Below are 24,025 nucleotides of genomic sequence, written 5' to 3'. Positions count from 1 at the left end.
TGTGGGGGGTGTGGGCGTTCGGGGAGGGTCCGGCGTCGGGCCTGTGCGGGCTTCGCCGCAGTTCAGCTCCCTCCCAGGAACGCGTCAGCTCCGTTCCAGCACCGCCGTGACGCCCTGGCCGCCCGCCGCGCAGATCGAGATCAACCCCCGCGCCGGTCCGCTCTGTTCGGAGAGCAGCTTGGCCAGGGTCGCCACGATCCGGGCGCCGGTGGCGGCGAACGGATGGCCGGTCGCGAGCGAGGAGCCCGCCACGTTGAGCCGGTCCCGGTCGACGGGTCCGAGGCCCCGCTTCTCCCAGGCGGCGAGCGTGGCCAGCACCTGCGAGGCGAACGCCTCGTGGACCTCGATCAGGTCGAAGTCGTCGAGGGCGAGCCCGGTGCGCTCCAGCATGCGCGGCACGGCGTGCGCGGGGGCCATCAGCAGGCCGTCCTCGCCGCCCGCGACATCGCCGCGCACGAAGTCCACGGCCGCCGTCTCGTACGCGGTCAGATACGCCAGCGGTTCCAGGCCGCGCGCCTCGGCCCACTCCTCGGAGGCGAGCAGGACGACCGCCGCGCCGTCGGTGAGCGGGGTGGAATTGCCCGCCGTCATCGTGGGATTGGGGCCGTCGGTGCCGAACACCGGTCTGAGCGCGGCGAGTTTCTCGGCCGTGGAGTCGGGGCGGAGGTTCTGGTCGCGGTCCAGGCCGCGGAAGGGGACCACCAGGTCGCGGAAGAAGCCGCGGTCGTAGGCGGCGGCCAGCCGCTGGTGGCTGGTGGCCGCGAGCGCGTCCTGGGCCTCGCGGGAGACGTCCCAGGCGCGGGCGGTGACCGCCGCGTGCTCGCCCATGGACAGACCGGTGCGGGGCTCGGCGTTGCGCGGGATGTCGGGGACCAGATGGCCGGGGCGGATCTTCGCCAGGGCCTTGAGGCGGGCGCCCGCCGACTTGGCCCGGCGGGCTTCGAGGAGGATGCGGCGCAGCCGGTCGTTGACGCCGAGCGGGGCGTCGCTCGCGGTGTCGGCGCCGCCCGCGATGGCCGAGTCGGTCTGGCCGAGGGCGATCTTGTTGGCGGCGGCGATGACGGCCTGGAGGCCGGTGCCGCACGCCTGCTGGATGTCGTAGGCCGGGGTGCGGGCGTCGAGCTTGGAGCCGAGGACCGTCTCGCGGGCGAGGTTGAAGTCGCGGCTGTGCTTGAGGACGGCGCCGGTGACGACCTCGCCGACGACGCCGGGCACGTCGAGCCCGTAGCGGATCGCCAGGCCGTTCACGGCGGCCGTCAGCATCTCCTGGTTGGAGGCGGTGGCGTACGGACCGTCGGAGCGGGCGAAGGGGATCCGGGTGCCGCCGACGATCGCCACGCGGCGGGCGCGCGGCGGCTCCGACGGGCTGAAGGACGACGCTTCCACCAGCTTCAGCCGTGTCGGCTCCGAGGCACTCATCTCGACCTGCTCCTCACCCTTGACCTAGACTTACCCCCGGTAACCTTACTGGAGAGTAAGCATGTGTGCCGAGCCCGTGGGAGACGAGACGAACATGGCCGACCGCTATCTGCGCTTCACCGCCACCGCACCCGGCCGGGCCCTCACCCGAAGGCTCGGCCTTCCGCAACCGGCGGCGCTCAGGCGCTGGACCGTCGAACACCCGTCCCTCACAGGCTCCTTGGTGCACCTTACGGCCGGGGAGTCCGCTCTCGCCCTCGCGCCCGTCCTCACCCGCACCGGACTCCCGGTGGGTGACGCCGGCGCGGCCGACAGCCCGGCTGCCGTCGTTCTCGACGCCTCCGGTGTACGGGACGTCGGCTCCCTCGCCGCGGTGCACGCGGCGCTGCACCCGGTCGTACGGTCCGTCGCGGCGAGCGGCCGGATCGTGGTGCTCGGCGCGCCGCTCGACGCCGGGGACCACCACCAGGCGGCCGCGCAGCAGGCCCTGGAGGGGTTCGTACGGTCCCTCGGCAAGGAGATCGGGCGGGGCAGGACGGTCAACCTGGTCCGACTGACGGACGCGGAGGCCGCGTGGTCCACGCTGGACTTCCTGCTGTCCCCCAGGTCCGCCTACGTCAGCGGGCAGGTGATCGAGGTGGGTGCCCACCCCGACGGCCCCCCGGAGACAGGGGACCGTCCGCTCGCCGGGCGGACCGCGCTCGTCACCGGCGGGGCGCGCGGCATCGGTGAGGCCGTCGCCGAGACGCTGGCGCGGGACGGCGCGACGGTCGTCGTCCTCGACGTGCCGCAGGCCGAGGCGGACGCCCGGCGGGTCGCCGAACGGCTCGGCGGACGGGCCCTCACGCTCGACATCACCGCCGCCGACGCCGGTGAGCGGATCGCCGCCGAACTCCCCGACGGGCTCGACGTGTTGATCCACAACGCCGGGATCACCCGGGACCGGCGGCTGGCCAACATGCCCGCCGAGCGCTGGAGTTCGGTGCTCGACGTCAACCTCGCGAGCGTGCTGCGCACCACGGACGCGCTGCTCGCCAAGGGCACCCTGCGGCGCGGCGGGCGGATCGTGGCCACCGCGTCCATCGCCGGTCTCGCCGGGAACGCCGGGCAGACCAACTACGGGGCGAGCAAGGCCGGGATCGCCGGTCTGGTGCGGGCGCTGGCGCCGCGCGCGGCCGCCGAGCACGGGGTGACCGTGAACGCGGTCGCGCCCGGGTTCATCGAGACGAGGATGACGGCGGCGGTACCGCTGTTCATCCGCGAGGCCGGACGCCGGATGAACTCCCTTGCGCAGGGCGGACTTCCGGTGGACGTCGCCGAGACCACCGCCTGGCTCGCCCACCCGGCGTCCGGCGCGGTGAACGGACAGGTCGTGCGGGTGTGCGGCCAGAGCCTGCTGGGGGCGTGATGACCACCCTGCGCACCGCCCCGTCCCTGGGCCCGCTGCTGGCGCGCGGCGCCCTGCTCTCGCCCTTCAAGAGACCCGGTCCGGGCGCCGCCTTCGACGGGGAGCCGCTCGTGCTGTCCGGGCTGCGGGTCGACGTGGACCGGCTGGCCCGCTACGAGCGGGTGTGCGGCTTCACCCCGGGCGGCGACGGACTCCCGCTCACCTACCCGCATGTCCTGGGCTTCCCCTCAGCCATGGCCCTGATGAGCGGCCGCGCCTTCCCGCTTCCGCTCCTCGGCCTGGTCCACACGTCGATCGAGATCACCCGCCACCGCGCGCTCCCCACCACGGGCACCTACGAACTCACCGTGCACGTCGACCACTTGGCCCCCCACCGGCGCGGCACCCAGGCGTCGGTCGTCACCGAACTGCGGAAGACCGGGGAGAGCGCGGCGGTGTGGGAGTCGACCAGCACCTACCTCGCCCGGCACCGGACGACGACGGCCACCACCGACGCGCACCAGGAGCCGGATCCCCTTCCCGCGCCGCTCCCGGTGCTTGACGAATGGCGGCTCGGCGGCGATGTGGGACGGCGGTACGGGGCCGTGTCCGGCGACCGCAACCCCATCCATCTGCACCCGCTCACCGCCCGCCTCTTCGGCTTCCCCCGGGCCATCGCCCACGGCATGTGGACGGTCGCCCGCTGTCTCGCGGCCCACGGCACCCCACCGGCCGTCCGGGCTCACGCCGACTTCCGCGCACCGGTCCTGCTCCCGGGCACGGTGGCCTACGCGGCGGACGGCGACCGCTTCGAGCTGCGCCGGCCGGGGGACGACGGGCGGATCCATGTGAGCGGACGCGTGGAAGCGCTGGGGTGAGCCCCAGCCCGCCGAAGTGAGCCTCGGGCAGCCGGCGTGAGCCTCAAGCCGCCGGAGGATTCCAGGCGTTGCCCCGCATCAGGTCGGACAGGCCCGCCCAGGCGAAGTTCATCAGGGTGGCCGCCGCCTGGCGCGGGGTGACGGAGTCGCTGGCGTTGGCCCAGGCCGCGAGGGACTCGGCGGCGCCGACCAGGGCCTCGGCGAGACCGGCGACCTCGCGCTCGGGCAGATCGGGATCGCGGTGCGCCTCGCGTGCGGCGACGACGATGAGCTGGGTCACGAACGCGACGATCTCCTCGCGCATCGCGGTCACCTCGGCGGCGAACGTCTCGCCGTGGGTGCGGGCCTGGAGGTGCAGGACGGACCAGGACAGCGGGTGCGCGCCGGTGTGCGCGAAGAAGGCGAGCAGACCGTCCCAGAGCTGGCGGTCGGCGCTCTGGTCAGGTCCGATGCCGGAGCGTACGGCCGCCACCAGGGCCTGGGCCTCCCGCCGGATGCAGGCGGTGAAGAGGTCGTCCTTGGAGTTCAGGTACAGATACACCAACGGCTTGGAGACGCCCGCCAGTTCGGCGATCTCATCCATGGACGCGGCCATGTAGCCGCGCCGGCCGAAGATCTCCACGGCGGCGTCCAGCATCTGCTGTTCACGGACCGCACGCGGCATCCGCTTGGTCTTCACGGCACCCATGGGGCAAGCCTAATCGGGCCGGGCGGGGGACAACTCCCTTCCGGCCGACAGCAGTTTCGTCAGGAAGCCTGACCCTGGGCGTGCGCGGTGTCCGTCGCCGCGTCCTCCTGGGAGCGGCTGGCCTCCAGATTGGCCTTCATCCGGTCCACCCGGCGCACGACCGTCTCCGAGGCGCGGTCACGCTCCTTGCGCAGGACGACGAAGCTGATCGGCGCGGAGAGGACCAGCGCGAGCAGGATGATCCACATGCCGTTGGAGTCGCCGAGGCCGCGCGGGACGACGCCGAAGTGGACGAGGCCCCAGACGACCCCGAGGCAGCCGGCGAAGACGCCGAGGCGCATCAGCGTGTAACGGAGCATCTCAACCCACTCTTCCGTATCCAACGTATCCAAACAGGACCGATGTCCAGTGAAGCACGGCGGACCGCCGATCTTCGCGCGGGGTCACACGAGCGGCAGCAGCAGGGTGATGTCGTCGCGGTCGTCGCCCGGGGCGACCCGGATCGCGGCGGGAACCCGGCCGACCTCCTTGTAGCCGCAGGAGGCGTAGAAGCGCTCCAGGCCGAGGCCGCCGCGGCAGGAGAGCCGTACGGCCTCGATGCCGTCGAAGCCGCGGGCCGCGTCGGCGGCGGCCGCCATCAGGTCGCGGCCGTAGCCCTTGCCCTGGTGGCGGGGGTGGACCATCACCGTGTAGAGCCAGACCCAGTGGGTCATCAGCCGGTGGGTGTTGAAGGCGAGGAACGCCGTGGCGGCGACCTCGCCGTCCTCGTCGTGGCCGACGAGCAGCCGGTGGCGGCCCTCGGCCATGGCCGTGAGGTGCTTCACCAGCTCGGGCCGGATCCGCTCGCGGTCGACCGGCGCGACGAAGCCGACCGCCCCGCCCGCGTTGGAGACGTCCGTCCACAGGTCCAGGACGCCGTCGCGCAGGGCGGGGGTGACGGCCGGGTCGAGGGTGAAGGTAAGGGGCATGAGAGCAGGGTAACCATTACCCTGCTCTCGCCTCAACGGCGTTCCGGACCCTCGTCTCAGACCCGCATCGGCTGCGGCGACTCCCGGCGCTCCGGGTCCGGACCGTCGTACTCGCGGATGATCTCGTAGCGCGTGTTGCGCTCCACCGGGCGGAAGCCCGCGTCACGGATCAGGTCGAGCAGGTCCTCGCGGGTCAGCTTGTTGGGGGTGCCGTAGTTGTCGGCGTCGTGCGTGATCTTGTACTCGACGACCGAGCCGTCCATGTCGTCCGCGCCGTGCTGGAGGGCGAGTTGGGCGGTCTGGACGCCGTGCATGACCCAGAACACCTTGACGTGCGGGACGTTGTCGAAGAGGAGCCGGGAGACCGCGAACGTCTTCAACGCCTCGGCGCCGGTGGCCATCTGGGTGCGGGCCTGGAGCCGGTTGCGGACCTTGCCGTCCTTCATGTCCACGAAGTCGTGCTGGTAGCGCAGCGGGATGAAGACCTGGAAGCCGCCCGTCTCGTCCTGGAGTTCACGCAGGCGCAGCACGTGGTCGACGCGGTGCCGGGGCTCCTCGATGTGGCCGTACAGCATCGTGGAGGGGGTCTTGAGACCCTTCTCGTGCGCCAGGCGGTGGATCCGGGACCAGTCCTCCCAGTGGGTGCGGTGGTCCACGATGTGCTGGCGCACCTCCCAGTCGAAGATCTCGGCGCCGCCGCCGGTCAGGGACTCCAGACCGGCGTCGATCAGCTCGTCGAGGATCTCGGAGGCGGACAGCCCGGAGATCGTCTCGAAGTGGTGGATCTCCGTGGCCGTGAACGCCTTCAGCGAGACGTCCGGCAGCGCGGCCTTCAGCTCCCGCAGCGAGCGCGGGTAGTAGCGCCACGGGAGGTTCGGGTGCAGGCCGTTGACGATGTGCAGCTCGGTGAGGTTCTCCGACTCCATCGCCTTGGCGAGCTTCACCGCCTCCTCGATGCGCATCGTGTACGCGTCCTTCTCGCCCGGCTTGCGCTGGAAGGAGCAGTAGGCGCAGGACGCCGTGCACACGTTGGTCATGTTGAGGTGGCGGTTGACGTTGAAGTGCACGACGTCGCCGTTCTTGCGCGTGCGCACCTCGTGGGCCAGCCCGCCCAGCCAGGCCAGGTCGTCCGACTCGTAGAGCGCGATGCCGTCCTCGCGGGTCAGCCGCTCACCGGCCCTGACCTTCTCCTCCAGCTCGCGCTTGAGCCCGACGTCCATGCTCTTCCCTCTCCTCGGCAGATCCGTCAACCGTACGCCTAGACCTCTTCCGGGAGATCCCCGACCCGGTTCTCCCACTTGGTGGAGAGCACGATCGTGGTACGGGTCCGGGAGACGCCCTTCGTGCCGCTGAGCCGCCGGATGATCCGCTCCAGGCCGTCCACGTCGTTGGCCCGCACCTTGAGCATGAACGAGTCGTCGCCGGCGATGAACCAGCAGTCCTCGATCTCGTTCAGGTCCTTCATCCGGTTCGCCACGTCCTCGTGGTCGGCGGCGTCGGAGAGGGAGATGCCGATGAGGGCGGTGACGCCCAGGCCGAGCTGGGCGGCGTTCACCGTGGCCCGGTAGCCGGTGATGACACCGGCCGCCTCCAGCCGGTTGATGCGGTCGGTGACGCTGGGTCCCGACAGGCCGACGAGGCGTCCCAGCTCCGCGTAGGAGGCCCGGCCGTTCTCCCGCAGGGCCTGGATGAGCTGCCTGTCCACCGCGTCCATGCGAATCGAAGCCTTCCGATCAAGTTCCTGGAATGAGAGGTACTGCGAGTACTGCGAGGTTCCCGGTGCTCAGCCGGCGGCGCTCATGTGTCCCGGGGCGCGGACGCGCCGCCCAGTTCGCCCCGCCACCTGCGGTACAGGCCGTGCGCGACCCCAGCCGCGTCGAGCACCCGTCCGGCGACGAAGTCGACCAGGTCCTGGATGTGGGTGGCGCCCGCGTAGAAGGCGGGCGACGCGGGCACCACGCTCGCGCCGGCGTCGTCGAGGGCGACGAGATGCCGCAGCGTCTGCCCGTTCAGCGGCGTCTCCCGTACGGCGACGACCAGCCGGCGGCGTTCCTTGAGCGTCACGCTCGCCGCCCGCTGGAGGAGGTCCTTGGACAGCCCGAGCGCGACTCCGGCGACACAGGCGGTCGAGGCGGGGACGATCAGCATCCCCTTCGCGGGATACGACCCCGAGGACGGGCCCGCGGCGAGGTCCCCGGCGTTCCAGTACCGCACCGCGTCGAGTCCGGCGTCGACGTCGAAGGTGCCCGGCTTGCCGTCGGCCCCCCGCGCCAGCCATTCCCGCAGGTCGTCCCGCCAGTGCGCGTCCCGGAACGCGATCCCCGTCTCGTCCAGCAGCGTGAGCCGCGAGGCCCGGCTGACCACCAGGTCCACGCTCTCGCCCCCGGCGAGCAGCGCCCGCAGGACAGCGGCGGCGTACGGCGTACCGGACGCCCCGGACACCCCCACGATCCAAGGCAAGCGCTGTGTTTCTCCTGCGTTCACACCTTGAGCGTACCGGTGGGCGGGAGGGTCTTCAGGACCGGTGGGGGCGCGCGGGGGTCGCCGGGCCCGCGCCCCGCTCAGACGGTGAGACCCCGGACCAGGAGGTCCAGGAGCGCGCACCCGAACAGGGCGATGCCGATGAAGCCGTTGACGGAGAAGAACGCCCTGTTCAGGCGGGTGAGGTCATGGGGGCGGACGATGGTGTGCTCGTAGACGAAGGCGGCCGCGACGACGACCAGGCCGAGCCAGAAGAACGCGCCGGCGCCGGTCAGCAGGGCGTACCAGACGAGCAGGGCCGTGGTGATCGCGTGGCAGACGCGGGCGGAGCGGATCGCCGCCGGGACGCCGAAGCGGGCGGGGACCGACAGCACACCGGTCGCGCGGTCGGTGTCGATGTCCTGGCAGGCGTAGATCAGGTCGAAGCCGCCGATCCAGATGCCGACGGCGAGACCGAGGACGACCGCGTCCCAGGACCACTCGCCGGTGATCGCCAGCCAGCCGCCGATCGGGCCCATCGCCTGGGCGAGACCGAGGATGGCCTGCGGGAAGTTCGTGAACCGCTTGCCGTACGGATAGACCACCATCGGGATCACCGCGACGGGGGCCAGGGCCAGGCAGAGCGGGTTGAGCAGGGCCGCCGAGCCGAGGAAGATCACGACGGCGATCAGGGCGCCGGTCCAGGCGTGCTTCACCGACACGGCGCCGGTGACCAGTTCACGGTGGGCGGTGCGCGGATTGCGGGCGTCGATCTCGCGGTCGATGATCCGGTTCACCGCCATGGCGAAGGTGCGCAGACCCACCATGCAGACGGTGACGAGCAGCAGCTTGCCCCAGTGGATGTTGCCGTCCAGCTCGAACATCGCGGTGAGCGCGGCGATGTAGGCGAAGGGCAGGGCGAAGACCGAGTGCTCGATCATCACCAGGCGCAGGAAGGCCCTGGTGCGACCGGGCTGGGGGATCGCGGCGGAGGCGCTGGTCACAGTCCGTATTCCTTCCAACGCTTCGTGACTCGTTCGGCCGTCTCCGGGTCGGACAGCACCATCTCGGGCCAGCCGCCGTCCCGTGTGTACCCCTCCTCGGGCCATTTGCGCGTCGCGTCGATGCCCGCCTTGCCGCCCCAGAACTGCTGGTAGGAGGCGTGGTCGAGATGGTCGACCGGACCCTCCACGACCGACAGGTCACGGGCGTAGTCGGTGTTGCCGAGCGCCCGCCAGGCGACCTCGTGCAGATCGTGGACGTCACAGTCGGAGTCCACGACCACGATCAGCTTGGTCAGGGACATCATGTGGGCGCCCCAGACCGCGTGCATGACCTTCTGGGCGTGCTTGGGGTACTTCTTGTCGATCGAGACGATCGCGCAGTTGTGGAAGCCGCCGGCCTCGGGCAGGTGGTAGTCCACGATGTCCGGGACGATGATCTTCAGCAGCGGCAGGAAGAACCGCTCCGTGGCCCGGCCCAGCGGACCGTCCTCGGTGGGCGGGCGGCCCACCACGATCGACTGGAGCAACGGCCTTCTGCGCATCGTCACGCAGTCGATGGTGAGCGCGGGGAACGGTTCCTGCGGGGTGTAGAAGCCGGTGTGGTCGCCGAAGGGGCCTTCGGGCAGCATCTCGCCCGGCTCCAGCCAGCCTTCGAGGACGACCTCGGCGTTGGCCGGGACCTGGAGCGGGACCGTCTTGCAGTCGACCATCTCGATCCGCTTGCCCGCGAGGAACCCGGCGAACAGGTACTCGTCGATGTCACCGGGCAGGGGCGCGGTGGAGGCGTAGGTGACGGCGGGCGGGCAGCCGAAGGCGATGGCGACGGGCAGCCGTTCGCCGCGGCGGGCGGCCACCTGGTAGTGGTTGCGGCTGTCCTTGTGGATCTGCCAGTGCATGCCGATCGTGCGCCGGTCGTGGCGCTGGAGGCGGTACAGCCCGAGGTTGCGGATCCCGGACTCGGGGTCCTTGGTGTGGGTCAGGCCCAGGTTGAAGAAGGAGCCGCCGTCCTGCGGCCAGGTGAAGAGGGCGGGGAGCCGGTCGAGGTCCACGTCGTCGCCGTGCAGGACGACCTCCTGCACGGGCGCGTCCTTCACCTTCTTCGGCGGTACGTGCGTCATCGCGCCGAGCTTGCCGAACGCCTCGCGCACACCGACGAAGCCGTGCGGCAGCTCGGGGCGCAGCAGGCCGCCGATCTTCTCCGAGATCTCCGCGTACGACTTCAGGCCGAGGGCCTTGAGCAGGCGGCGGTCGGTGCCGAAGACGTTCATCGCGAGGGGGAGGTCGGAGCCCTTCACGTTCTCGAAGAGCAGCGCGGGGCCCTGCGCCTTCTGCACCCGGTCGACGATCTCCCCGACTTCCAGGTACGGATCGACCTCGGCCTTGACGCGCTTGAGGTCGCCTTCGCGTTCCAGTGCCCTGAGCAGGGAACGAAGATCGTCGTAAGCCATGCGACCCAGTATCGCCGAGCGGCTACCCTGAGCCCGTCACCGGGGCCGGACACGAGCGGGCCCCGCCACCACCCAGGGGGCTGTACTCCATGCTCAGGCTGCTGATGTATCTCGTGCCGCTGGCGCTGACGATCTACGCGCTGATCGACTGCCTGAACACACCCGAGGACGAGGCACGCCATCTGCCGAAGATCGTCTGGGTGTTCATCGTCCTGCTCTTCTGGATCGTCGGCCCGATCGCCTGGCTCGCCGCGGGCAAGGTCCGCACGCCCCCGGAGCAGGGCCGCACGCCGTCGGAGTGGCACCGCAACCAGCGCTTCGTCGCCCCGGACGACAACCCGGAGTTCCTCAAGTCCCTCGACAAGGACGACAAGGACGAACAGCTCCTCAAGGACTGGGAGGCCGACCTCCGCCGCCGCGAGGAGGAACTGAAGCGCCGCGCCTCGGACGAGGAACCCAAGGGCGACTGACCGCCCCCTCCACCGGGCCCCATCGCCGACGGCCCCGGCCCGACGACGCGCGCGGCCCGCGCCGCGACGGGCGTCGGCCGGCTCGCATGGCACCGACCCCACCGCGCGGAAGCCGACGGCCCGGCGACGGCGAGACCCTCCTCCCACCCGATGCGCGGTTCGTGCACGGTCCGCACCGCGACGGCGCCCGCCGGATCGCACGGCGCCAACCCCGCCGCACGCGGAAGCCGACGGGACCAGCCCGGCGACGACGCGTCTCCTGCACACCGCACACAACGCGTGGTTCGTGCGTGGTCCGCACCGCGACGGCATCCGCCGGATCGCACGGCGCCAACCCCGCCGCACGCGGAAGCCGGACGGCCCGCGCCCGGCCGACGGGACCAGCCCGGCGACGACGCGTCTCCTGCACACCGCACACAACGCACGGTTCGTGCGTGGTCCGCACCGCGACGGCGCCCACCGGATCGCACGGCGCCGACCCCGCCGCACGCGGAAGCCGGACGGCCCACGCCCGGCCGACGGACACGGCCCGGCGACGGCCGCGACGCACCCCCACTCGACGCGCGGATCATGCCCCGCCCGCGCCGCGACGGCGCCCGCCGGATCGCGTGGCAACGGCCCGCCCCACGCGGAAGCCGACGGCCCGCCCGGCCAGGGTGAGGAGTGGCTCAGCGCAGGCGGGACGACGACAGGATCGACAGCAGGTGGGCCGGGACCATCAGCCAGGTGATCGTGGCGATGGCGGCCAGGGTCCAGCGGGTCGGGTCCAGGGAGTCCGTCGCCGCGTCGGCGAAGGCCACGACCAGGAGGACGAGGGACGCCTCGATGCCGTTGGTCACCCGGTGGATCTTGAACGCGGCGGCGAGCCTGCGCACCGACGCGACGCCCTGCGAACGCGGCGCGGCGGCCTCGTCGTCGGCGACGGCCAGCCCGCGCCGGGCCCGGGCCACGTCCACCAGGTCGGTCGACGCCTTCAGCAGGACGACGCCCAGCGCGGTCGCGAGCCCCAGCGACAGCCAGCCGCCGAGCCCGGACTCCGCCGCGCGGAAGCCGATGCCGGTCATCAGCGCCGCGTCGGCCAGATAGGCGCCGAGCCGGTCGACGTAGATGCCGGTCGCGCTGTTCTGCCCCTTCCAGCGGGCGACCTCGCCGTCCACGCAGTCGAAGAGCAGGAAGAGCTGCATGAACAGCGCGGCGAGCACCGCACCGGTCAGCCCCGGTATCAGCAGCGCCGCGCCGGACAGGATCCCGCACACCACCATCGTCCAGGTGAGCTGGTCCGGCGTGACCGGCGTGCGCACGAGCTGACGGGTGAACCGCAGCGACACCCGGCGCATGTACAGCCGGCCCGCCCAGTGTTCGCCGTTGCGGCTCGCCAGCTTGGCCTGCGGCTGGCAGACCTCCCGCAGCTCCTCCAGCACCGGAGCAGCAACCATGACCGTTCCTCCCACACGCCCCACGATGACCGGGCCAGGCTAGGCGAGCCCCCAAGAGGCCGATACGGCGGGGCGGTTGTGCGGGAACGGGCGCTTCCACGGCACAGTGACGTCATGACTGATCTGGACGACGACACCGCCCGCCGCTGGCTCGGAACCGCCCTCGCCGAGGCCCGGGCCGGGCTCGCCGAGGGCGGCATCCCGATCGGCGCCGCGCTCTACGGCCCGGACGGCACGCTGCTCGGGCGGGGTCACAACCGGCGGGTGCAGGACGGCGACCCGTCCACGCACGCGGAGACGGCGGCGTTCCGCGCGGCGGGCCGGCAGCGGTCGTACCGGGGCACGACGATGGTCACGACCCTCTCGCCGTGCTGGTACTGCTCGGGGCTGGTCCGGCAGTTCGGCATCTCCCGGGTGGTCGTCGGGGAGGCGGTCACCTTCCACGGCGGCCACGACTGGCTGGCCGGGCACGGCGTGGAGATCGTGCTCCTGGACGACCCCGAGTGCGTCGCCCTGATGCGGGACTTCATCGCGGAGCACCCCGCCCTGTGGAACGAGGACATCGGGGAGTGAGCGGGGCTAGGGCGACCCCTCGACCACGTCGATCAGGCGTTCGAACCGTGCCCTCCACACCGCCTCGCCGTCCCCGCGCGACTCGCGGAACTCGTGCGTGAAGCGCAGCGCCGACCCCGTGTCGCCGTCCCGTTCCAGGTGGAAGCGGATCCGGCCGCCCTCCAGCGCGTACTCGGCGACCCGGTCCACGTCCCACGCGGTGATCTCGCCGCGCCCCGGCCCGCGCAGCGCGACCGCGCCGCCGAGCCGGGGTTCGAGCAGGTCGACGCCGGTCCACCAGCCGCCGATGCCCTCCGGGGTGGTCAGCGCGGGCCAGACGGCCTCCATGGGCCGGGGCAGCCGGACCAGGAAGTGCAGGATGTGCGTGTTCCCGTGGGTCTGGCTGGTGCCCTGTTCGACGGAACCGGTCATGACACCAGCGTGAACCCTGGCCGGAGCCGGTGCACGCCGTACGGAGGGGCTGGTCAGACGCCCGCGTACGAGTGCTTGCCGCTGACGAAGATGTTCACGCCGTAGTAGTTGAACAGCCAGCAGCCGAAGGCGGCCAGCGCCAGATAGGCGGCCTTGCGGCCCTTCCAGCCGGCCGTGGCGCGGGCGTGCAGATAGCCGGCGTAGGCGACCCAGGTGATGAAGGACCAGGTCTCCTTGGGGTCCCAGCCCCAGTAGCGGCCCCACGCGTCGCCCGCCCAGATCGCGCCCGCGATGATCGTGAACGTCCACAGCGGGAAGACGGCCGCGTTCACCCGGTAGGCGAACTTGTCGAGGGAGGCGGCGGCGGGCAGCCGGTCCAGGACCGAGTTCGCGAACCGGCCCGGCGTGCCGCCGGACGCGAGCTTGTTCTCGTACGAGTCCTTGAAGAGGTAGAGGATCGTGGCGACCGCGCCGACGTAGAACACCGCGCCGCAGAAGATCGCGGTGGAGACGTGGATGTACAGCCAGTACGAGTGCAGCGCGGGGACGAGCTGGTCGCTCGCCGTGTAGAGGACGGTCACCGCGAGGCCGAGGTCGAGCAGGACCGTGGTGATCAGGAACAGGCCGAGCCAGCGCACGTTCTTCTTCAGCGCCAGCAGCGCGAGGTACACGCCGACCGCCACCGTGGAGAAGGTGATGTTGAACTCGTACATGTTGCCCCAGGGCGCCCGCTGCACCGAGGCCGCGCGGGCGATCACGCCGCCCAGCTCGACCAGGAACGCGAGCACCGTGAGGGAGACGGCGATCCGGCCGTACATGTCGCCCTGCTCGTCCCCGCCGTGCGCGCCCGGCCCGTCGGGCACGTCCCGGGTGCCGGAGGAGGAGCGGACGACGACCTGCGGACGCTCCAGTACGGCGGTGGCGCCGCCGTTCTTCCGCACGGTGACGGCCGGGCCCTTGCCCTTCGCCCGCGCGCCGGCGGTGAGCGCGGCGGCGGTACGGCCGACCTTGCTGCGGCTGCCGAAGAGCCATTCGGCGATGTACGCGAAGAAGGCCAGGGTGTAGACGGCCATCGCGGAGTAGATCAGCGTGTTGCTGATGTTCGCGAGGTTCTCGTTGGTGGCGGCGGCGAGAGTCACTTCTCAGCCCCTTCGGCAGGTACGGCGTGAGGATCGGGGGAATCGTCGGGGTCCGGATCGGCGTCCGGGGCGCCGGGGGCGCGGTCGTAGAGGATCTCGGCCAGGGCGCCGAGTTCCTCCGGCACCTTGGCGGACTCGCTGCGGCCGAGGCCCGCCATCTCGACGACCGTGACGCCGTCCGGGCCGCGTACCGCGCGCACCCACACCCGGCGGCGCTGGATGAACAGGGAGCCGGCCAGGCCGAAGATCGCGGCGAGCGCGCCGGTCAGGGCCCAGCCGCTGGCGGGCTGCTGGGTGATCTGGAAGTTCGCCCACTCCTTGGTGCCCTCGTAGGTGATCGAACCGGCGCCGCCCGGCAGGGTCATGGTGTCGCCGGGCTTGAGGTTCGACCGGAGCTGGAGGCCCTTGGAGTCCTTGAACTCCTTCATGTTCCTCTTGTCGAGCTGGTACACGCTCTGCGGGATGCCGGAGTCGACGCCGAGGTCGCCGTGGTACGGCTCCAGGTTCAGGACCGGGTTGCGCAGGGAGGGGAAGGCGGAGAGCGTCTCCATGCCCTTGACGAAGCTCGGCAGGAAGAACGCCTTGAAGGCGAGCTGTTCGGTCACGCCCTTGGCGTTCTTGTAGCCGTCGAGGACCTTGATCACGCCGGACGAGGTGATGTTGGAGTCCAGCGGGAGCAGCGGTACGGCGTCGCGGTAGACGACGTCGCCCTTGCCGTCGCGGACCGTCACCACGGGCGCGTAGCCGTGGGCGGTGAGGTAGACCTTGGAGTCGCCGATCTCCAGCGGGTGGTTGACCTTGACGAGGGTCTTGCGGTCCTTGCCGTAGGCGCCCTCGCTGTAGGTGAGGGCGGCCTGGAAGGTGCGCGCGGTGCCCTTGTTGGGGCCGGTCGTCTCGTACGTGCCGGTGAACTTGTCCAGGGAGAAGCTGAACGGCGTGAGGTCGTCGGCCGAGAAGAGGTTGCCGGACTTGAAGTCGTCGTAGGAGATCAGGGTGTTGGCGAAGCCCCCGCCCTCGACGATCAGTTTGTTGCCCTCCGACTTGAAGAGCTGGCCCCAGGCGAAGGCGACCAGCATCACGATCAGCGCGATGTGGAAGGCGAGGTTGCCGACCTCGCGGAGGTAGCCCTTCTCGGCGGCGACGGCGTCACCGGCGAGGTGCGCGCGGAAGCGGCGCTTCTTCAGCAGGGCGAGCGCGGCCTCGCGGACCTGCTCGGGTTCCGCGTCGGTGCGCCAGGTGGTGTACGCCGGCAGCCGGGTGAGGCGTCTGGGGGCGCCCGGCGGGCGGCTGCGGAGCTGGCCGACGAACTGCCAGGTGCGGGGCACGATGCAGCCGATGAGGGAGACGAACAGCAGGATGTAGATCGCGGAGAACCACACCGAGCTGTAGACGTGGAAGAGGCCCAGCCGGTCGTAGAGCGGCGCGAGGGTCTCGTGGGCCCGGCGGAACTCGGCGACCTTCGTCTCGTCGCTGCCGGACTGCGGGATCAGTGAGCCGGGGATCGCGCCGAGCGCCAGCAGCAGGAGCAGCAGCAGCGCGACCCGCATGGAGGTGAGCTGGCGCCAGAACCAGCGGGCCCAGCCGATCACGCCGAGGCCGGGTGCGCCGGTGAGCGATTCGACGGGGGCGGTGGAGAGCTGGGAGCCGGCGGCGCCGAGGTCCTGGTCGTCCGGGGCGGACGGCGTCTCACCGGTCGTAGCGGTTGTGCTCATGGATCAGATCCCCACAGTGAAGCCGGCGGACCAGGACTGCATGTCCTGCACGAGGCGGTCCCACGTGCCGGTCAGCAGCAGCACACCGGTCACGATCATCATGGTGCCGCCGGTCCGCAGCACCCAGACGTAGTGCCGCTTGACCCAGCCGAAGGCGCCGAGCGCCTTGCGGAAGGCGACCGCGGCGAGCACGAAGGGCACGCCGAGGCCGAGACAGTAGGCGACGGTCAGTATGGCACCGCGGCCCGCGCTGCCCTGCTGCGAGGAGAGGGCGATCACGGAGGCGAGGGTCGGGCCGATGCACGGCGTCCAGCCGATGCCGAACAGCGCGCCGAGCAGGGGCGCTCCGACGAGTCCGGTGGCGGGCCTGCGGTGGAAGCGGAACTCACGCTGGGTCATCCAGGGCATCAGGCCCATGAAGAAGACGCCCATGAGGATCATCAGGACGCCGAGCACCTTGGACAGGACGTCGCGGTTGGCCTGGAGGCTGTCGCCCGCGTAGCCGAAGAGGGCCCCGCCGGAGACGAACACGGCGGTGAAGCCGAGGACGAAGAGGGAGGCGCCGGCGACCATCCGGCCGCGCCGGGCCTCGGCCAGGTCGGTGCCGGCGACCCCGGTGACGTACGAGAGGTAGCCGGGGACGAGCGGCAGGACGCACGGGGAGAAGAAGGAGACCAGGCCGCCGAGGAGGGCGATGGGCAGGGCGAGCAGCAGCGCGCCGCTGAGCACCGTCTGGTTGGGGTCGGTCGCCGCGGCCAGGGTGGTGAGTGCGCTCACGTCACTTCTCCGCGAGGACCGGGGCGATCATCTTGCGCAGCTTGTCCTCGCTGAGCGCGGCCAGGGAGCGGGCGGCGATCTTTCCCTCCCGGTCTATGACGAGCGTGGAGGGGATGGCCTGCGGGTTGAGCGTGCCCTTCTCGAAGCGGAGCATCAGCTTGCCCGTGGGGTCGTACAGGCTGGGGTAGGTGACGCCCTGCTGCTTCTCGAAGGCGAGCGCCTTGTCGGTGCCGTTGTCCCGGGTGTTGATGCCGACGAACTGCACGCCGTCGGCCTTCAGGTCCTGGTGGACCTTCTCGAAGTTGGGTGCCTCGGCACGGCAGGGGGCGCACCAGGAGCCCCAGACGTTCAGGACGACGACCTTGCCCTTGAAGCTGCCGACGTCGAGCTGTCCGCCGTCGACGGTCTCACCGGACAGGTCGGGGAGCGCGGACCGCTTCCCCTTCGCGACGGTGGAGATGCCGTCCTTGCCGAGGACGAACTTGGTGTCGCCCCCGCCGCCGGCGGTCCCTCCGGAACCGCACGCGGAGAGCAGCAGTGCCGCCGTCGCGGCGGCGCCGGTCAGGGCGGCGCGGCGTGAGCGGATCCGGGGCTTCGAGCGCTGGGGGGCGCGGCTGGCGGCACTCATGTGAAAAGTTTCGCATGCCCGTTCTGGGGATCTTGCGCACCCCCCTTGTGGGGCCCTTGTGGGGCCCCTTGTGGGGGGAGATCCGTATTTCAGGCGGCGTTCGCGGAGGTGCTGGAGGTGGGGGTCGAGGTGGTGGTCGCGGCGCCCTTCGTGAACTCCTGCCAGCCGTCGGCCGGGCGCTGTCCGACGTCCAGGGTGCGGAGCTTGTCGAGGACCTCGGGCTTCTGTACGTCGATCCAGTCGGTGAACTGCCGGAAGGAGACCAGGCGTACGTCGGCACCCTTCTCCTTCTCCCGGGCGATGTGCTTGAACGCCTCCTCGACGGCGTCCATGTAGATGCCGCCGTTCCACTGCTCGAAGTGGTTGCCGATGAAGAACGGCGCCCGGTTCGTCTCGAATGCCCGCTTGAATCCCTGTATGTACGCCTGGGCGGACTGCTTGCGCCAGCCCGGGTAGTTGTGGCTGGGGGCGTTCGTGGAGTTGACCGACTGATTGGCCAGCATGTTGTAGTCCATGGAGAGGACCTCGAAGCCGCGGCCGGGGAACGGTATCTGCTGGAGCGGCAGGTCCCAGATGCCGTCCTTCTTCGTCGGCCACACCTGGCGGCCGCCGGGCGAGGAGGCGTCGTAGCGCCAGCCGAGGGAGCGGGCGGTGGGCAGCAGGCTGTCCTGGCCGAGCAGACAGGGCGTGCGGCCGCCGACGAGTTCCTTGTCGTAGTCGAAGGGCAGCGACGGCAGGTCGGTCCAGCCGGTGTTGGTCCGCCACTCCTTCACGAAGGACTTGGCCTGGTCTATCTCGCTGCGCCACTGGGCCGAGGTCCAGTTGCCGACGGAGCCGGAGCCGCCGCAGAAGTGGCCGTTGAAGTGGGTGCCTATCTCGTGGCCCTCCAGCCACGCCCGGCGCACGTTGGTGAGCGTCATCCGGACGTGCTCGTCGGTGAGGTAGCCGATGTCGGAGGCGCCGCGCGGGTTGTTCGGCGGGTCGTAGAGCCGCTTCTTCGACTCGGGCAGCACATAGAGCCCGGAGAGGAAGAACGTCATCGACGCGCCGTGCTCCTTGGCGAGGTCGAGGAAGCGGGGGAAGAGGCCGTTGCCGACCTCGCCCGCGCCGTCCCAGGAGAACACGACGAACTGGGGCGGTTCCTGACCGGGCTCCAGCGGCTCCGGCCTGGCGGGCTGGTGGGGCTGCTTGCCGGTGAAGGAGGTGGAGCCGTCCCCGATGGGACGGGCGGTGGCCGAGGGGCTGGGGCTGCCGGAAGGATCCTTCCTCCCCTTCCCCGAGCCCTTGGCGCCGTCGCCGGAACCGCCGCCGTCCGAACCCGAGAGGCTGCCGCAGGCCGTGAGACCGGCGGCGGCCGCGGCTCCGGCGCCGAGTCCGAGTGCTCCCCTTCGGGTGATCGTGCGCATGGCGTCCTCGTTCGTCGGTCCTCTGATGTCACCCATTCAGAGGACACGACGAACGCGGCGGTTCCGTCGGCGGTTACCGGTTTCGTAACAGACGTACGCAGAAGCAACGTGTGTTCGGGTGCTGTCGGCGCCCGGGGTCTTCGTGTCTCAGGCGCCGAACGCCTTGCCCTGCCCCGTGTTGTTCTTCCCCTTCACCGGCTTGGCGCCGGCCCGCAGATGCTCGGGGACGAGGTCGATGGCGGGCTCGGAGTAGCCGACGGAGACGATCGTGTCGCCGCGGTACGTGAACGACGTCAGCGAGGCCAGCGTGCACTGCCGCTTGCGCGGGTCGTGCCAGAGCCGGCGGCGCTCGACGTAGGACCGCACGATCCAGATCGGGAGCTGATGGCTGACCAGCACCGCCTCGTGGCCGCGCGCCCGGTCGCGGGCGGCGTCCAGCGCGCCCTTCATCCGGACGACCTGGTCGACGTACGGCTCGCCCCAGGACGGCTTGAACGGGTTGACGAGGTGCTTCCAGTTCTCCGGCTTCTTCAGCGCCCCGTCGCCCACGCCGAAGGTCTTGCCCTGGAAGACGTTGTCGGCCTCGATGAGCCGCCCGTCGGTGGCGAGGTCCAGGCCGTGCGCCTTGGCGATCGGGGTGGCCGTCTCCTGCGCCCGCTCCAGCGGGGACGCCACGACATGGGTGACGTCGCGGGAGGAGAGGTGCTCGGCGACCCGGTCGGCCATCTGCCGGCCCAGCTCGGAGAGGTGGTAGCCGGACAGCCGGCCGTACAGGACGCCGTCCGGGTTGGCGACCTCGCCGTGCCGCATCAGGTGGACGACGGTGAGGTCCTTGTCGGTGGTGGTCATGCCGCAGTGGCCTCCGCAGCCGCTCGGGCCGCCGCCGGAAGGGCGTCGGCGATCCGCTGGATGGCCCGGTCGTCGTGGGCCGTGGAAACGAACCAGGACTCGAAGGACGACGGCGGCAGGTACACGCCGTTCGCCAGCAGCGAGTGGAAGAAGGCGGTGAAGCGGAAGGACTCCTGCGCCTTCGCGTCCTCGTACGAACGGACCGGGCGGTCCGTGAAGAAGACGGAGAACATGTTGGACGCGCTCTGGAGCGTGTGGGTCACGCTCTCCTTGGTCAGCGCCTCGGAGACCAGCGCCTGGATCTGCTCGGACACCGCGTTCACCTTCGCGTACGCCGCGTCGTCGAGCAGCCGGAGCTGGGCGAGCCCGGCGGCGGTGGCGACCGGGTTCCCGGAGAGGGTGCCGGCCTGGTAGACGGGCCCGGCGGGGGCGAGGTGCTCCATCACGTCGGCGCGGCCGCCGAACGCCGCCGCCGGGAAGCCGCCGCCCATCACCTTGCCGAAGGTCATCAGGTCGGGGCGGACGCCGTCGATGCCGTACCAGCCGGCGCGGCTGGTGCGGAAGCCCGTCATGACCTCGTCGGAGATGAACAGCGCGCCGTTGGTGGCGCAGGTGTCCTTGAGCCCCTGGTTGAAGCCGGGCAGCGGCGGAACGACGCCCATGTTGCCCGGGGACGCCTCGGTGATCACACAGGCGATCTCGCCCGGGTGCCGGTGGAACGCCTCCTGCACGGCCTCCAGGTCGTTGTACGGCAGGACGATCGTGTCGCCGGCCTGGGCGCCCGTGACACCCGGGGTGTCGGGCAGCGCGAAGGTCGCCACACCGGAGCCGGCGGCGGCGAGCAGCGAGTCGACGTGGCCGTGGTAGCAGCCGGCGAACTTGATCACCTTGGTGCGGCGGGTGAAGCCGCGGGCGAGCCGGATCGCGGACATGGTGGCCTCGGTGCCGCTGGAGACGAGCCGCACCTGCTCCACGGGCTCGACCCGGGAGACGATCTCCTCGGCGAGCAGCACCTCGCCCTCACCGGGCGTACCGAAGGACGTACCGCGCGCCACGGCCTCCTGGACCGCGGCGATGACCTCGGGGTGGGAGTGCCCGAGGATCATCGGGCCCCAGGAGCACACCAGGTCGACGTACTCACGGCCGTCGGCGTCGGTGAGATAAGGACCACTGCCGGACACCATGAACCGGGGCGTACCGCCGACCGCGCGGAAGGCGCGGACCGGGGAGTTCACTCCGCCCGGGGTGACGGCAGCCGCTCGGTCGAACAGTGCCTGCGAGACAGGCGCATCGTATGAATAGGGCAGTTCGCTCATGACCTGCGACTTCTCCGACCTTCTCCGACTTGCTGGACTCCGGTTGCCAGTGACTTCCCAGGGTAGGGCAGGGGGCTGGTGATGCCGCGGGGGCGCTGGACGGGGCCTGGCTGCGGCCCGGCTGGTCCGGGGGTGCGGATCTTCGTCCTCTCCGGAGATCCGGTCGCGCTCGCCCGTCATCTGCGAAACTGTGACCCGAGAGACGCGGCCGGGCGCAGATCACAGCGACGGTGGGGCGCCGGGCTGCGAAGATCCTGCGGACAGGTGTTTCAGCGCACGTTTCGGCGAGCGGCCGTGGGGGAGGTCACTGACACGATGATCGGGTTGCGCGGCCGGGGCTTCGCGTCCTAGAAAAGCAGTCGGGTGGAGATATGCATCGCGGTGGCGGACTGGGCGAGGGGACTGACGACCTTGGTCCTCGACGTGCCCAGCGGGGAAGGCACCGGCGCAACAGGGAGGAAGCCGACGAAGCACGTCAGAACCCAGGTGTGAACCAAGGTGTGAACCACCCGGGTGCGAATCAGGGTGGACCGAATGAGCCCGAGCCGAACGACCGGCGAGTCGACCGGCGGGCCGATCGCCTCCGGGCGGGGAGCAGGAATGGTGGTCGGGTGGGGGTGACGTACAAGTACTTCGGCGCGCCGGACGGCGCGACCGCGGCCCGCGTCCCGATCTCGATGCGCCCCGAGGAGCTCGGCGGCGACGAACTCGGCATGAACGGCATGTTCACCAAGATCAAGCCGGAGACGATGGCCGCGATGGTGCTGACCGGCATCGAGGGCGTCCCCCTGCACAAGGTGCCCCCGCTCGAACTGGTCGTCCTGCACCCCGACTACGCGGTGGTGAAACTCCCCATGACCGTCGTCGACCCCCTGCGGGACATCGGCGAGGAGGCGGTGGGCGCGGCAGCCTTCATCTGGTCGACGGTCCCGGACCGCGGGGGTCCGCGGGACGCGTTCAACGTGTACCAGCTCCTCCACGAGTGGCAGGACTTCAGCCACCGCCTGCACGAGGCGGGACACCAGCCGTACTGCCTGGTCTGGCCCTGAGCCGGGGTCTCACACCTGTCGGGCGAGGTCTTCGGACCTCGCCCTTCTCTTTTCTTAACTGAGCCGGGGCTCCAGCAGATCCAGGGCCTCGTCCCAACGGAAGCGATCCGCACCGCCGCCCGCCTTGGGCCGGTGCGGCTCATAGCCACCGACCAGAACCCCCATCTCCCGAAGCTGGTCCAGGCTCCGGCGGTAGGCGGGGTGAGCGGCCTGGGCCGTGTTCAGGTACGGCAGGACGGCCGTGGGCACACCCATGCCGTACGCCTCGCACAGCACCCAGGGCGAGGGTGTTGGAGATCCCGGCGGCCCACTTGTTGACCGTGTTGAAGGTGGCCGGCGCGACGGCGATGGCATCCGCGGGCGGCAACGGACGGGCCTCCCCCGGCTTGCGCCAGCCGGAACGGACCGGATAGCCGGTCCTGGCCTCGACCGCCTCGGCATCGAGGAAGCCCAGCCCCTGCGGGGTGGCGATCACACCGACATCCCAGCGCCGCTCCTGCGCGGCGGCGTGCCGTTGTTGTTTCTGCTTCTGTGGGGAGCGGTTCTTCGGGGGGCATCTGGAGTAGTGGTGGTTTTGGTTGGTCTTGGGGGTGGGGTGGGGGCGGTAGCCTCTGGGTCGGTTGGGGTGTTTTGTTCTGTTCGTGTCGTTGTTGGGAGGGCCTCATCGTCGGGACCGAGGCGCAGGCCGGTGGGGGGCAGCCCGGTGAGGCCGATCTGTTGCGGGACATGTTGCGGCGGCCCGAATATCGCAAGGCGCTGGTGTTCTGCGGGCTGATCGGGATTCCCGTGGCGCTCGTCGCCTACTGGTTTCTTGTGGCGCTCCATCAGCTCGAGCGGCTGATGTGGACCACGTGGCCGGAGGCGCTGGGCTGGGAGCGGGCGCCCTGGTGGTGGGGGTTTCCGTTGCTGGGGGTGGCGGGTGTCGTCGTCGGGGTGGTCGTCGTACGGCTGCCCGGGCGGGGTGGGCATGTGCCGGCGGCCGGGCTGCATGCGGGCGGGGTCACGAAAGAGGCGTTGCCCGGGGTTGTCGCGGCCGCGCTCGTCGGGTTGCCGCTCGGGGTCGTGCTCGGGCCGGAGGCGCCGTTGATCGCCCTCGGCGGCGGGCTGGCCCTGCTGAGCGCGAGTCTGGTCCGGGCGCCGCAGACCGAGGCCAGCACCGCGCTGCTCGGCGCGGCCGGCTCCGCCGCGGCGATCTCGGCGCTGTTCGGGAACCCGGTCGTCGGTGCCGTACTCCTGATGGAGGTGGCCGGGGTCGGCGGGCCGCAGCTCTTCGCGGTGATGCTGCCCGCGCTGCTGGCCAGCGGGGTCGGGGACCTCGTGTTCACCGGGTTCGGGCACTGGACCGGGCTGGAGACCGGCAGCCTCGACATCGGGCTGCCCAAACCGCCGCCGCTCGACGTGGGGGACGTGCTGTGGGTGCTGGTGACGGCGCCCGTCGTCGCGCTGCTGGTGCACTGGATCTTCGTCGTCGGGCGGTACACGATCCGGTTCGTGGCCTCCCGGACGGTGCGGAACACCACGCTGTGCGCGCTGGGGGTGGCCGTGTGCGTCGCGCTGTACTCCCTCACCACCGGGCGCTCCCCCGCCGAGGTCGCGCTGTCCGGGGAGAGCACGCTCGGCGAGCTGGCCCAGGATCCGCACGCCTGGCCGATCGGTGCGCTCGTCGCGGTGCTGGTGTTCAAGTCCCTCGCGTACGCGCTCTGTCTGGGCGGGCTGCGCGGCGGTCCCGTCTTCCCCGCGCTGTTCCTCGGCGGGGCGGCCGGTGTGCTGCTCTCGCCGCTGCCCGGGTTCGGGCTGGTGCCGGCCATGGCGGCCGGGATGGCGGCGGCAGTGGCGGCGGCCCTGCGGCTGCCGGTCAGCGGGGTGGTCCTGGTCGTCCTGTTGCTGGGGAACGTGGAGACGGTGGCGTTGGTGGTGCTGGCGGCCGTGCTGTCGTTCACCTTGACCGAGTTGCTGCCGCAGGGGCCGAAGGCGGCGGCGACGCCGTGAGCGGGCCGGGCGGACCGG

Annotated in this window: 24 protein-coding genes and 1 pseudogene; 6 read left to right on the top strand and 19 right to left on the bottom strand. The window is 71.2% G+C overall.

All coding sequences use genetic code 11. The annotated features are described in order from the left end of the window. Positions 1 to 84 precede the first annotated feature (84 nt). Positions 85 to 1,419, bottom strand: coding sequence for an acetyl-CoA C-acetyltransferase (locus AFM16_RS22545; protein WP_078634431.1), 1,335 nt, complete (start codon positions 1,417 to 1,419; stop codon positions 85 to 87). Positions 1,420 to 1,513: 94 nt separating this feature from the next. Between AFM16_RS22545 and AFM16_RS22540 the strand changes: the two genes are divergently transcribed. Both AFM16_RS22540 and AFM16_RS22535 read left to right on the top strand, forming a co-directional pair. After that, positions 1,514 to 2,827 carry a 3-oxoacyl-ACP reductase gene (locus AFM16_RS22540; protein ID WP_078637054.1) on the top strand — a complete coding sequence of 438 codons (1,314 nt, stop codon included), beginning with the start codon at positions 1,514 to 1,516 and terminating at the stop codon, positions 2,825 to 2,827. Continuing rightward, positions 2,827 to 3,684: a MaoC/PaaZ C-terminal domain-containing protein gene (locus AFM16_RS22535; RefSeq protein ID WP_078634430.1), complete on the top strand. Its 858-nt coding sequence runs from the start codon at positions 2,827 to 2,829 to the stop codon at positions 3,682 to 3,684. The genes AFM16_RS22540 and AFM16_RS22535 overlap by 1 nt, the downstream gene beginning before the upstream one ends. 43 nt (positions 3,685 to 3,727) lie before the next feature. On the opposite strand, the gene AFM16_RS22530 is transcribed toward AFM16_RS22535, so the two are convergent. The 8 genes from AFM16_RS22530 to AFM16_RS22495 all read right to left on the bottom strand — a co-directional run bounded on the left by AFM16_RS22530 (position 3,728) and on the right by AFM16_RS22495 (position 10,252). Further along, positions 3,728 to 4,372, bottom strand: coding sequence for a TetR/AcrR family transcriptional regulator (locus tag AFM16_RS22530; RefSeq protein ID WP_030790327.1), 645 nt, complete (start codon positions 4,370 to 4,372; stop codon positions 3,728 to 3,730). Between the two features lie 59 nt (positions 4,373 to 4,431). Beyond that, on the bottom strand, positions 4,432 to 4,731 hold the full coding sequence (locus AFM16_RS22525; RefSeq protein ID WP_030790330.1) for a DUF4229 domain-containing protein: 300 nt from the start codon (positions 4,729 to 4,731) through the stop codon (positions 4,432 to 4,434). Positions 4,732 to 4,815: 84 nt separating this feature from the next. Further along, positions 4,816 to 5,340 (bottom strand): GNAT family N-acetyltransferase, encoded by a 525-nt coding sequence (locus AFM16_RS22520; RefSeq protein ID WP_030790333.1) that lies wholly within the window; start codon positions 5,338 to 5,340, stop codon positions 4,816 to 4,818. A gap of 56 nt (positions 5,341 to 5,396) precedes the next feature. Then, positions 5,397 to 6,560 carry an aminofutalosine synthase MqnE gene (gene mqnE, locus AFM16_RS22515; RefSeq protein WP_030790336.1) on the bottom strand — a complete coding sequence of 388 codons (1,164 nt, stop codon included), beginning with the start codon at positions 6,558 to 6,560 and terminating at the stop codon, positions 5,397 to 5,399. Between the two features lie 38 nt (positions 6,561 to 6,598). Further along, a complete protein-coding gene (locus AFM16_RS22510; RefSeq protein ID WP_030790339.1) occupies positions 6,599 to 7,054 on the bottom strand; it encodes an Lrp/AsnC family transcriptional regulator in 456 nt (151 codons plus the stop codon). Positions 7,055 to 7,137: 83 nt separating this feature from the next. Further along, the gene (locus AFM16_RS22505; protein WP_078634429.1) at positions 7,138 to 7,800 is read right to left on the bottom strand and encodes a UbiX family flavin prenyltransferase; all 663 of its coding nucleotides are present in this window, start codon (positions 7,798 to 7,800) and stop codon (positions 7,138 to 7,140) included. A 101-nt stretch (positions 7,801 to 7,901) separates the two neighbouring features. Beyond that, positions 7,902 to 8,804, bottom strand: coding sequence for a menaquinone biosynthesis prenyltransferase MqnP (mqnP, locus tag AFM16_RS22500; RefSeq protein ID WP_078634428.1), 903 nt, complete (start codon positions 8,802 to 8,804; stop codon positions 7,902 to 7,904). After that, positions 8,801 to 10,252 carry a menaquinone biosynthesis decarboxylase gene (locus AFM16_RS22495; RefSeq protein ID WP_078634427.1) on the bottom strand — a complete coding sequence of 484 codons (1,452 nt, stop codon included), beginning with the start codon at positions 10,250 to 10,252 and terminating at the stop codon, positions 8,801 to 8,803. Before AFM16_RS22495 ends, mqnP begins: the two co-directional genes overlap by 4 nt. A gap of 89 nt (positions 10,253 to 10,341) precedes the next feature. Between AFM16_RS22495 and AFM16_RS22490 the strand changes: the two genes are divergently transcribed. Next, complete coding sequence (locus AFM16_RS22490; RefSeq protein ID WP_030790351.1) at positions 10,342 to 10,722, top strand: PLD nuclease N-terminal domain-containing protein; 381 nt, start codon at positions 10,342 to 10,344, stop codon at positions 10,720 to 10,722. Between the two features lie 668 nt (positions 10,723 to 11,390). Here AFM16_RS22490 and AFM16_RS22485 read toward each other — a convergent pair. Further along, positions 11,391 to 12,158 carry a CDP-alcohol phosphatidyltransferase family protein gene (locus AFM16_RS22485; RefSeq protein WP_030790354.1) on the bottom strand — a complete coding sequence of 256 codons (768 nt, stop codon included), beginning with the start codon at positions 12,156 to 12,158 and terminating at the stop codon, positions 11,391 to 11,393. A 114-nt stretch (positions 12,159 to 12,272) separates the two neighbouring features. Between AFM16_RS22485 and AFM16_RS22480 the strand changes: the two genes are divergently transcribed. Then, on the top strand, positions 12,273 to 12,731 hold the full coding sequence (locus tag AFM16_RS22480; protein ID WP_078634426.1) for a nucleoside deaminase: 459 nt from the start codon (positions 12,273 to 12,275) through the stop codon (positions 12,729 to 12,731). Positions 12,732 to 12,737: 6 nt separating this feature from the next. Here AFM16_RS22480 and AFM16_RS22475 read toward each other — a convergent pair whose 3' ends face one another. The 8 genes from AFM16_RS22475 to hemL all read right to left on the bottom strand — a co-directional run bounded on the left by AFM16_RS22475 (position 12,738) and on the right by hemL (position 20,969). Further along, a complete protein-coding gene (locus AFM16_RS22475) occupies positions 12,738 to 13,142 on the bottom strand; it encodes an SRPBCC family protein (protein ID WP_030790359.1) in 405 nt (134 codons plus the stop codon). Positions 13,143 to 13,195: 53 nt separating this feature from the next. After that, a complete protein-coding gene (gene ccsB / locus AFM16_RS22470; protein ID WP_078634425.1) occupies positions 13,196 to 14,281 on the bottom strand; it encodes a c-type cytochrome biogenesis protein CcsB in 1,086 nt (361 codons plus the stop codon). Then, complete coding sequence (gene resB / locus AFM16_RS22465; protein WP_078634424.1) at positions 14,278 to 15,993, bottom strand: cytochrome c biogenesis protein ResB; 1,716 nt, start codon at positions 15,991 to 15,993, stop codon at positions 14,278 to 14,280. Before resB ends, ccsB begins: the two co-directional genes overlap by 4 nt. Before the next feature lie 3 nt (positions 15,994 to 15,996). Then, entirely contained in the window at positions 15,997 to 16,770 is a 774-nt protein-coding gene (locus tag AFM16_RS22460; RefSeq protein WP_030790366.1) for a cytochrome c biogenesis CcdA family protein, read from the bottom strand. Position 16,771: 1 nt separating this feature from the next. Further along, positions 16,772 to 17,398, bottom strand: a complete 627-nt coding sequence (locus tag AFM16_RS22455; RefSeq protein WP_030790368.1) for a TlpA family protein disulfide reductase — start codon at positions 17,396 to 17,398, stop codon at positions 16,772 to 16,774. Between the two features lie 89 nt (positions 17,399 to 17,487). Then, entirely contained in the window at positions 17,488 to 18,804 is a 1,317-nt protein-coding gene (locus AFM16_RS22450) for a polysaccharide deacetylase family protein (RefSeq protein WP_078637053.1), read from the bottom strand. A gap of 147 nt (positions 18,805 to 18,951) precedes the next feature. Then, a complete protein-coding gene (locus tag AFM16_RS22445; protein ID WP_030790373.1) occupies positions 18,952 to 19,653 on the bottom strand; it encodes a histidine phosphatase family protein in 702 nt (233 codons plus the stop codon). Continuing rightward, positions 19,650 to 20,969 carry a glutamate-1-semialdehyde 2,1-aminomutase gene (gene hemL / locus AFM16_RS22440; protein ID WP_030790376.1) on the bottom strand — a complete coding sequence of 440 codons (1,320 nt, stop codon included), beginning with the start codon at positions 20,967 to 20,969 and terminating at the stop codon, positions 19,650 to 19,652. The genes AFM16_RS22445 and hemL overlap by 4 nt, the downstream gene beginning before the upstream one ends. Before the next feature lie 611 nt (positions 20,970 to 21,580). Between hemL and AFM16_RS22430 the strand changes: the two genes are divergently transcribed. Next, positions 21,581 to 22,018, top strand: coding sequence for a hypothetical protein (locus tag AFM16_RS22430; protein WP_010353923.1), 438 nt, complete (start codon positions 21,581 to 21,583; stop codon positions 22,016 to 22,018). 54 nt (positions 22,019 to 22,072) lie between these two features. On the opposite strand, the pseudogene AFM16_RS22425 reads toward AFM16_RS22430, so the two are convergent. Continuing rightward, a pseudogene (locus AFM16_RS22425) lies at positions 22,073 to 22,523 on the bottom strand (flavoprotein); the annotation flags it as partial. Positions 22,524 to 22,744: 221 nt separating this feature from the next. On the opposite strand from AFM16_RS22425, the gene AFM16_RS22420 reads away from it, so the two are divergent. Continuing rightward, positions 22,745 to 24,007 (top strand): chloride channel protein, encoded by a 1,263-nt coding sequence (locus AFM16_RS22420; RefSeq protein WP_078634423.1) that lies wholly within the window; start codon positions 22,745 to 22,747, stop codon positions 24,005 to 24,007. The last annotated feature ends 18 nt before the right edge of the window (positions 24,008 to 24,025 follow it).

This window comes from Streptomyces antibioticus (assembly GCF_002019855.1).
GTDB classification, from domain to species: domain Bacteria; phylum Actinomycetota; class Actinomycetes; order Streptomycetales; family Streptomycetaceae; genus Streptomyces; species Streptomyces antibioticus_B.
This window is presented reverse-complemented; position numbering and strand designations above follow the sequence as displayed.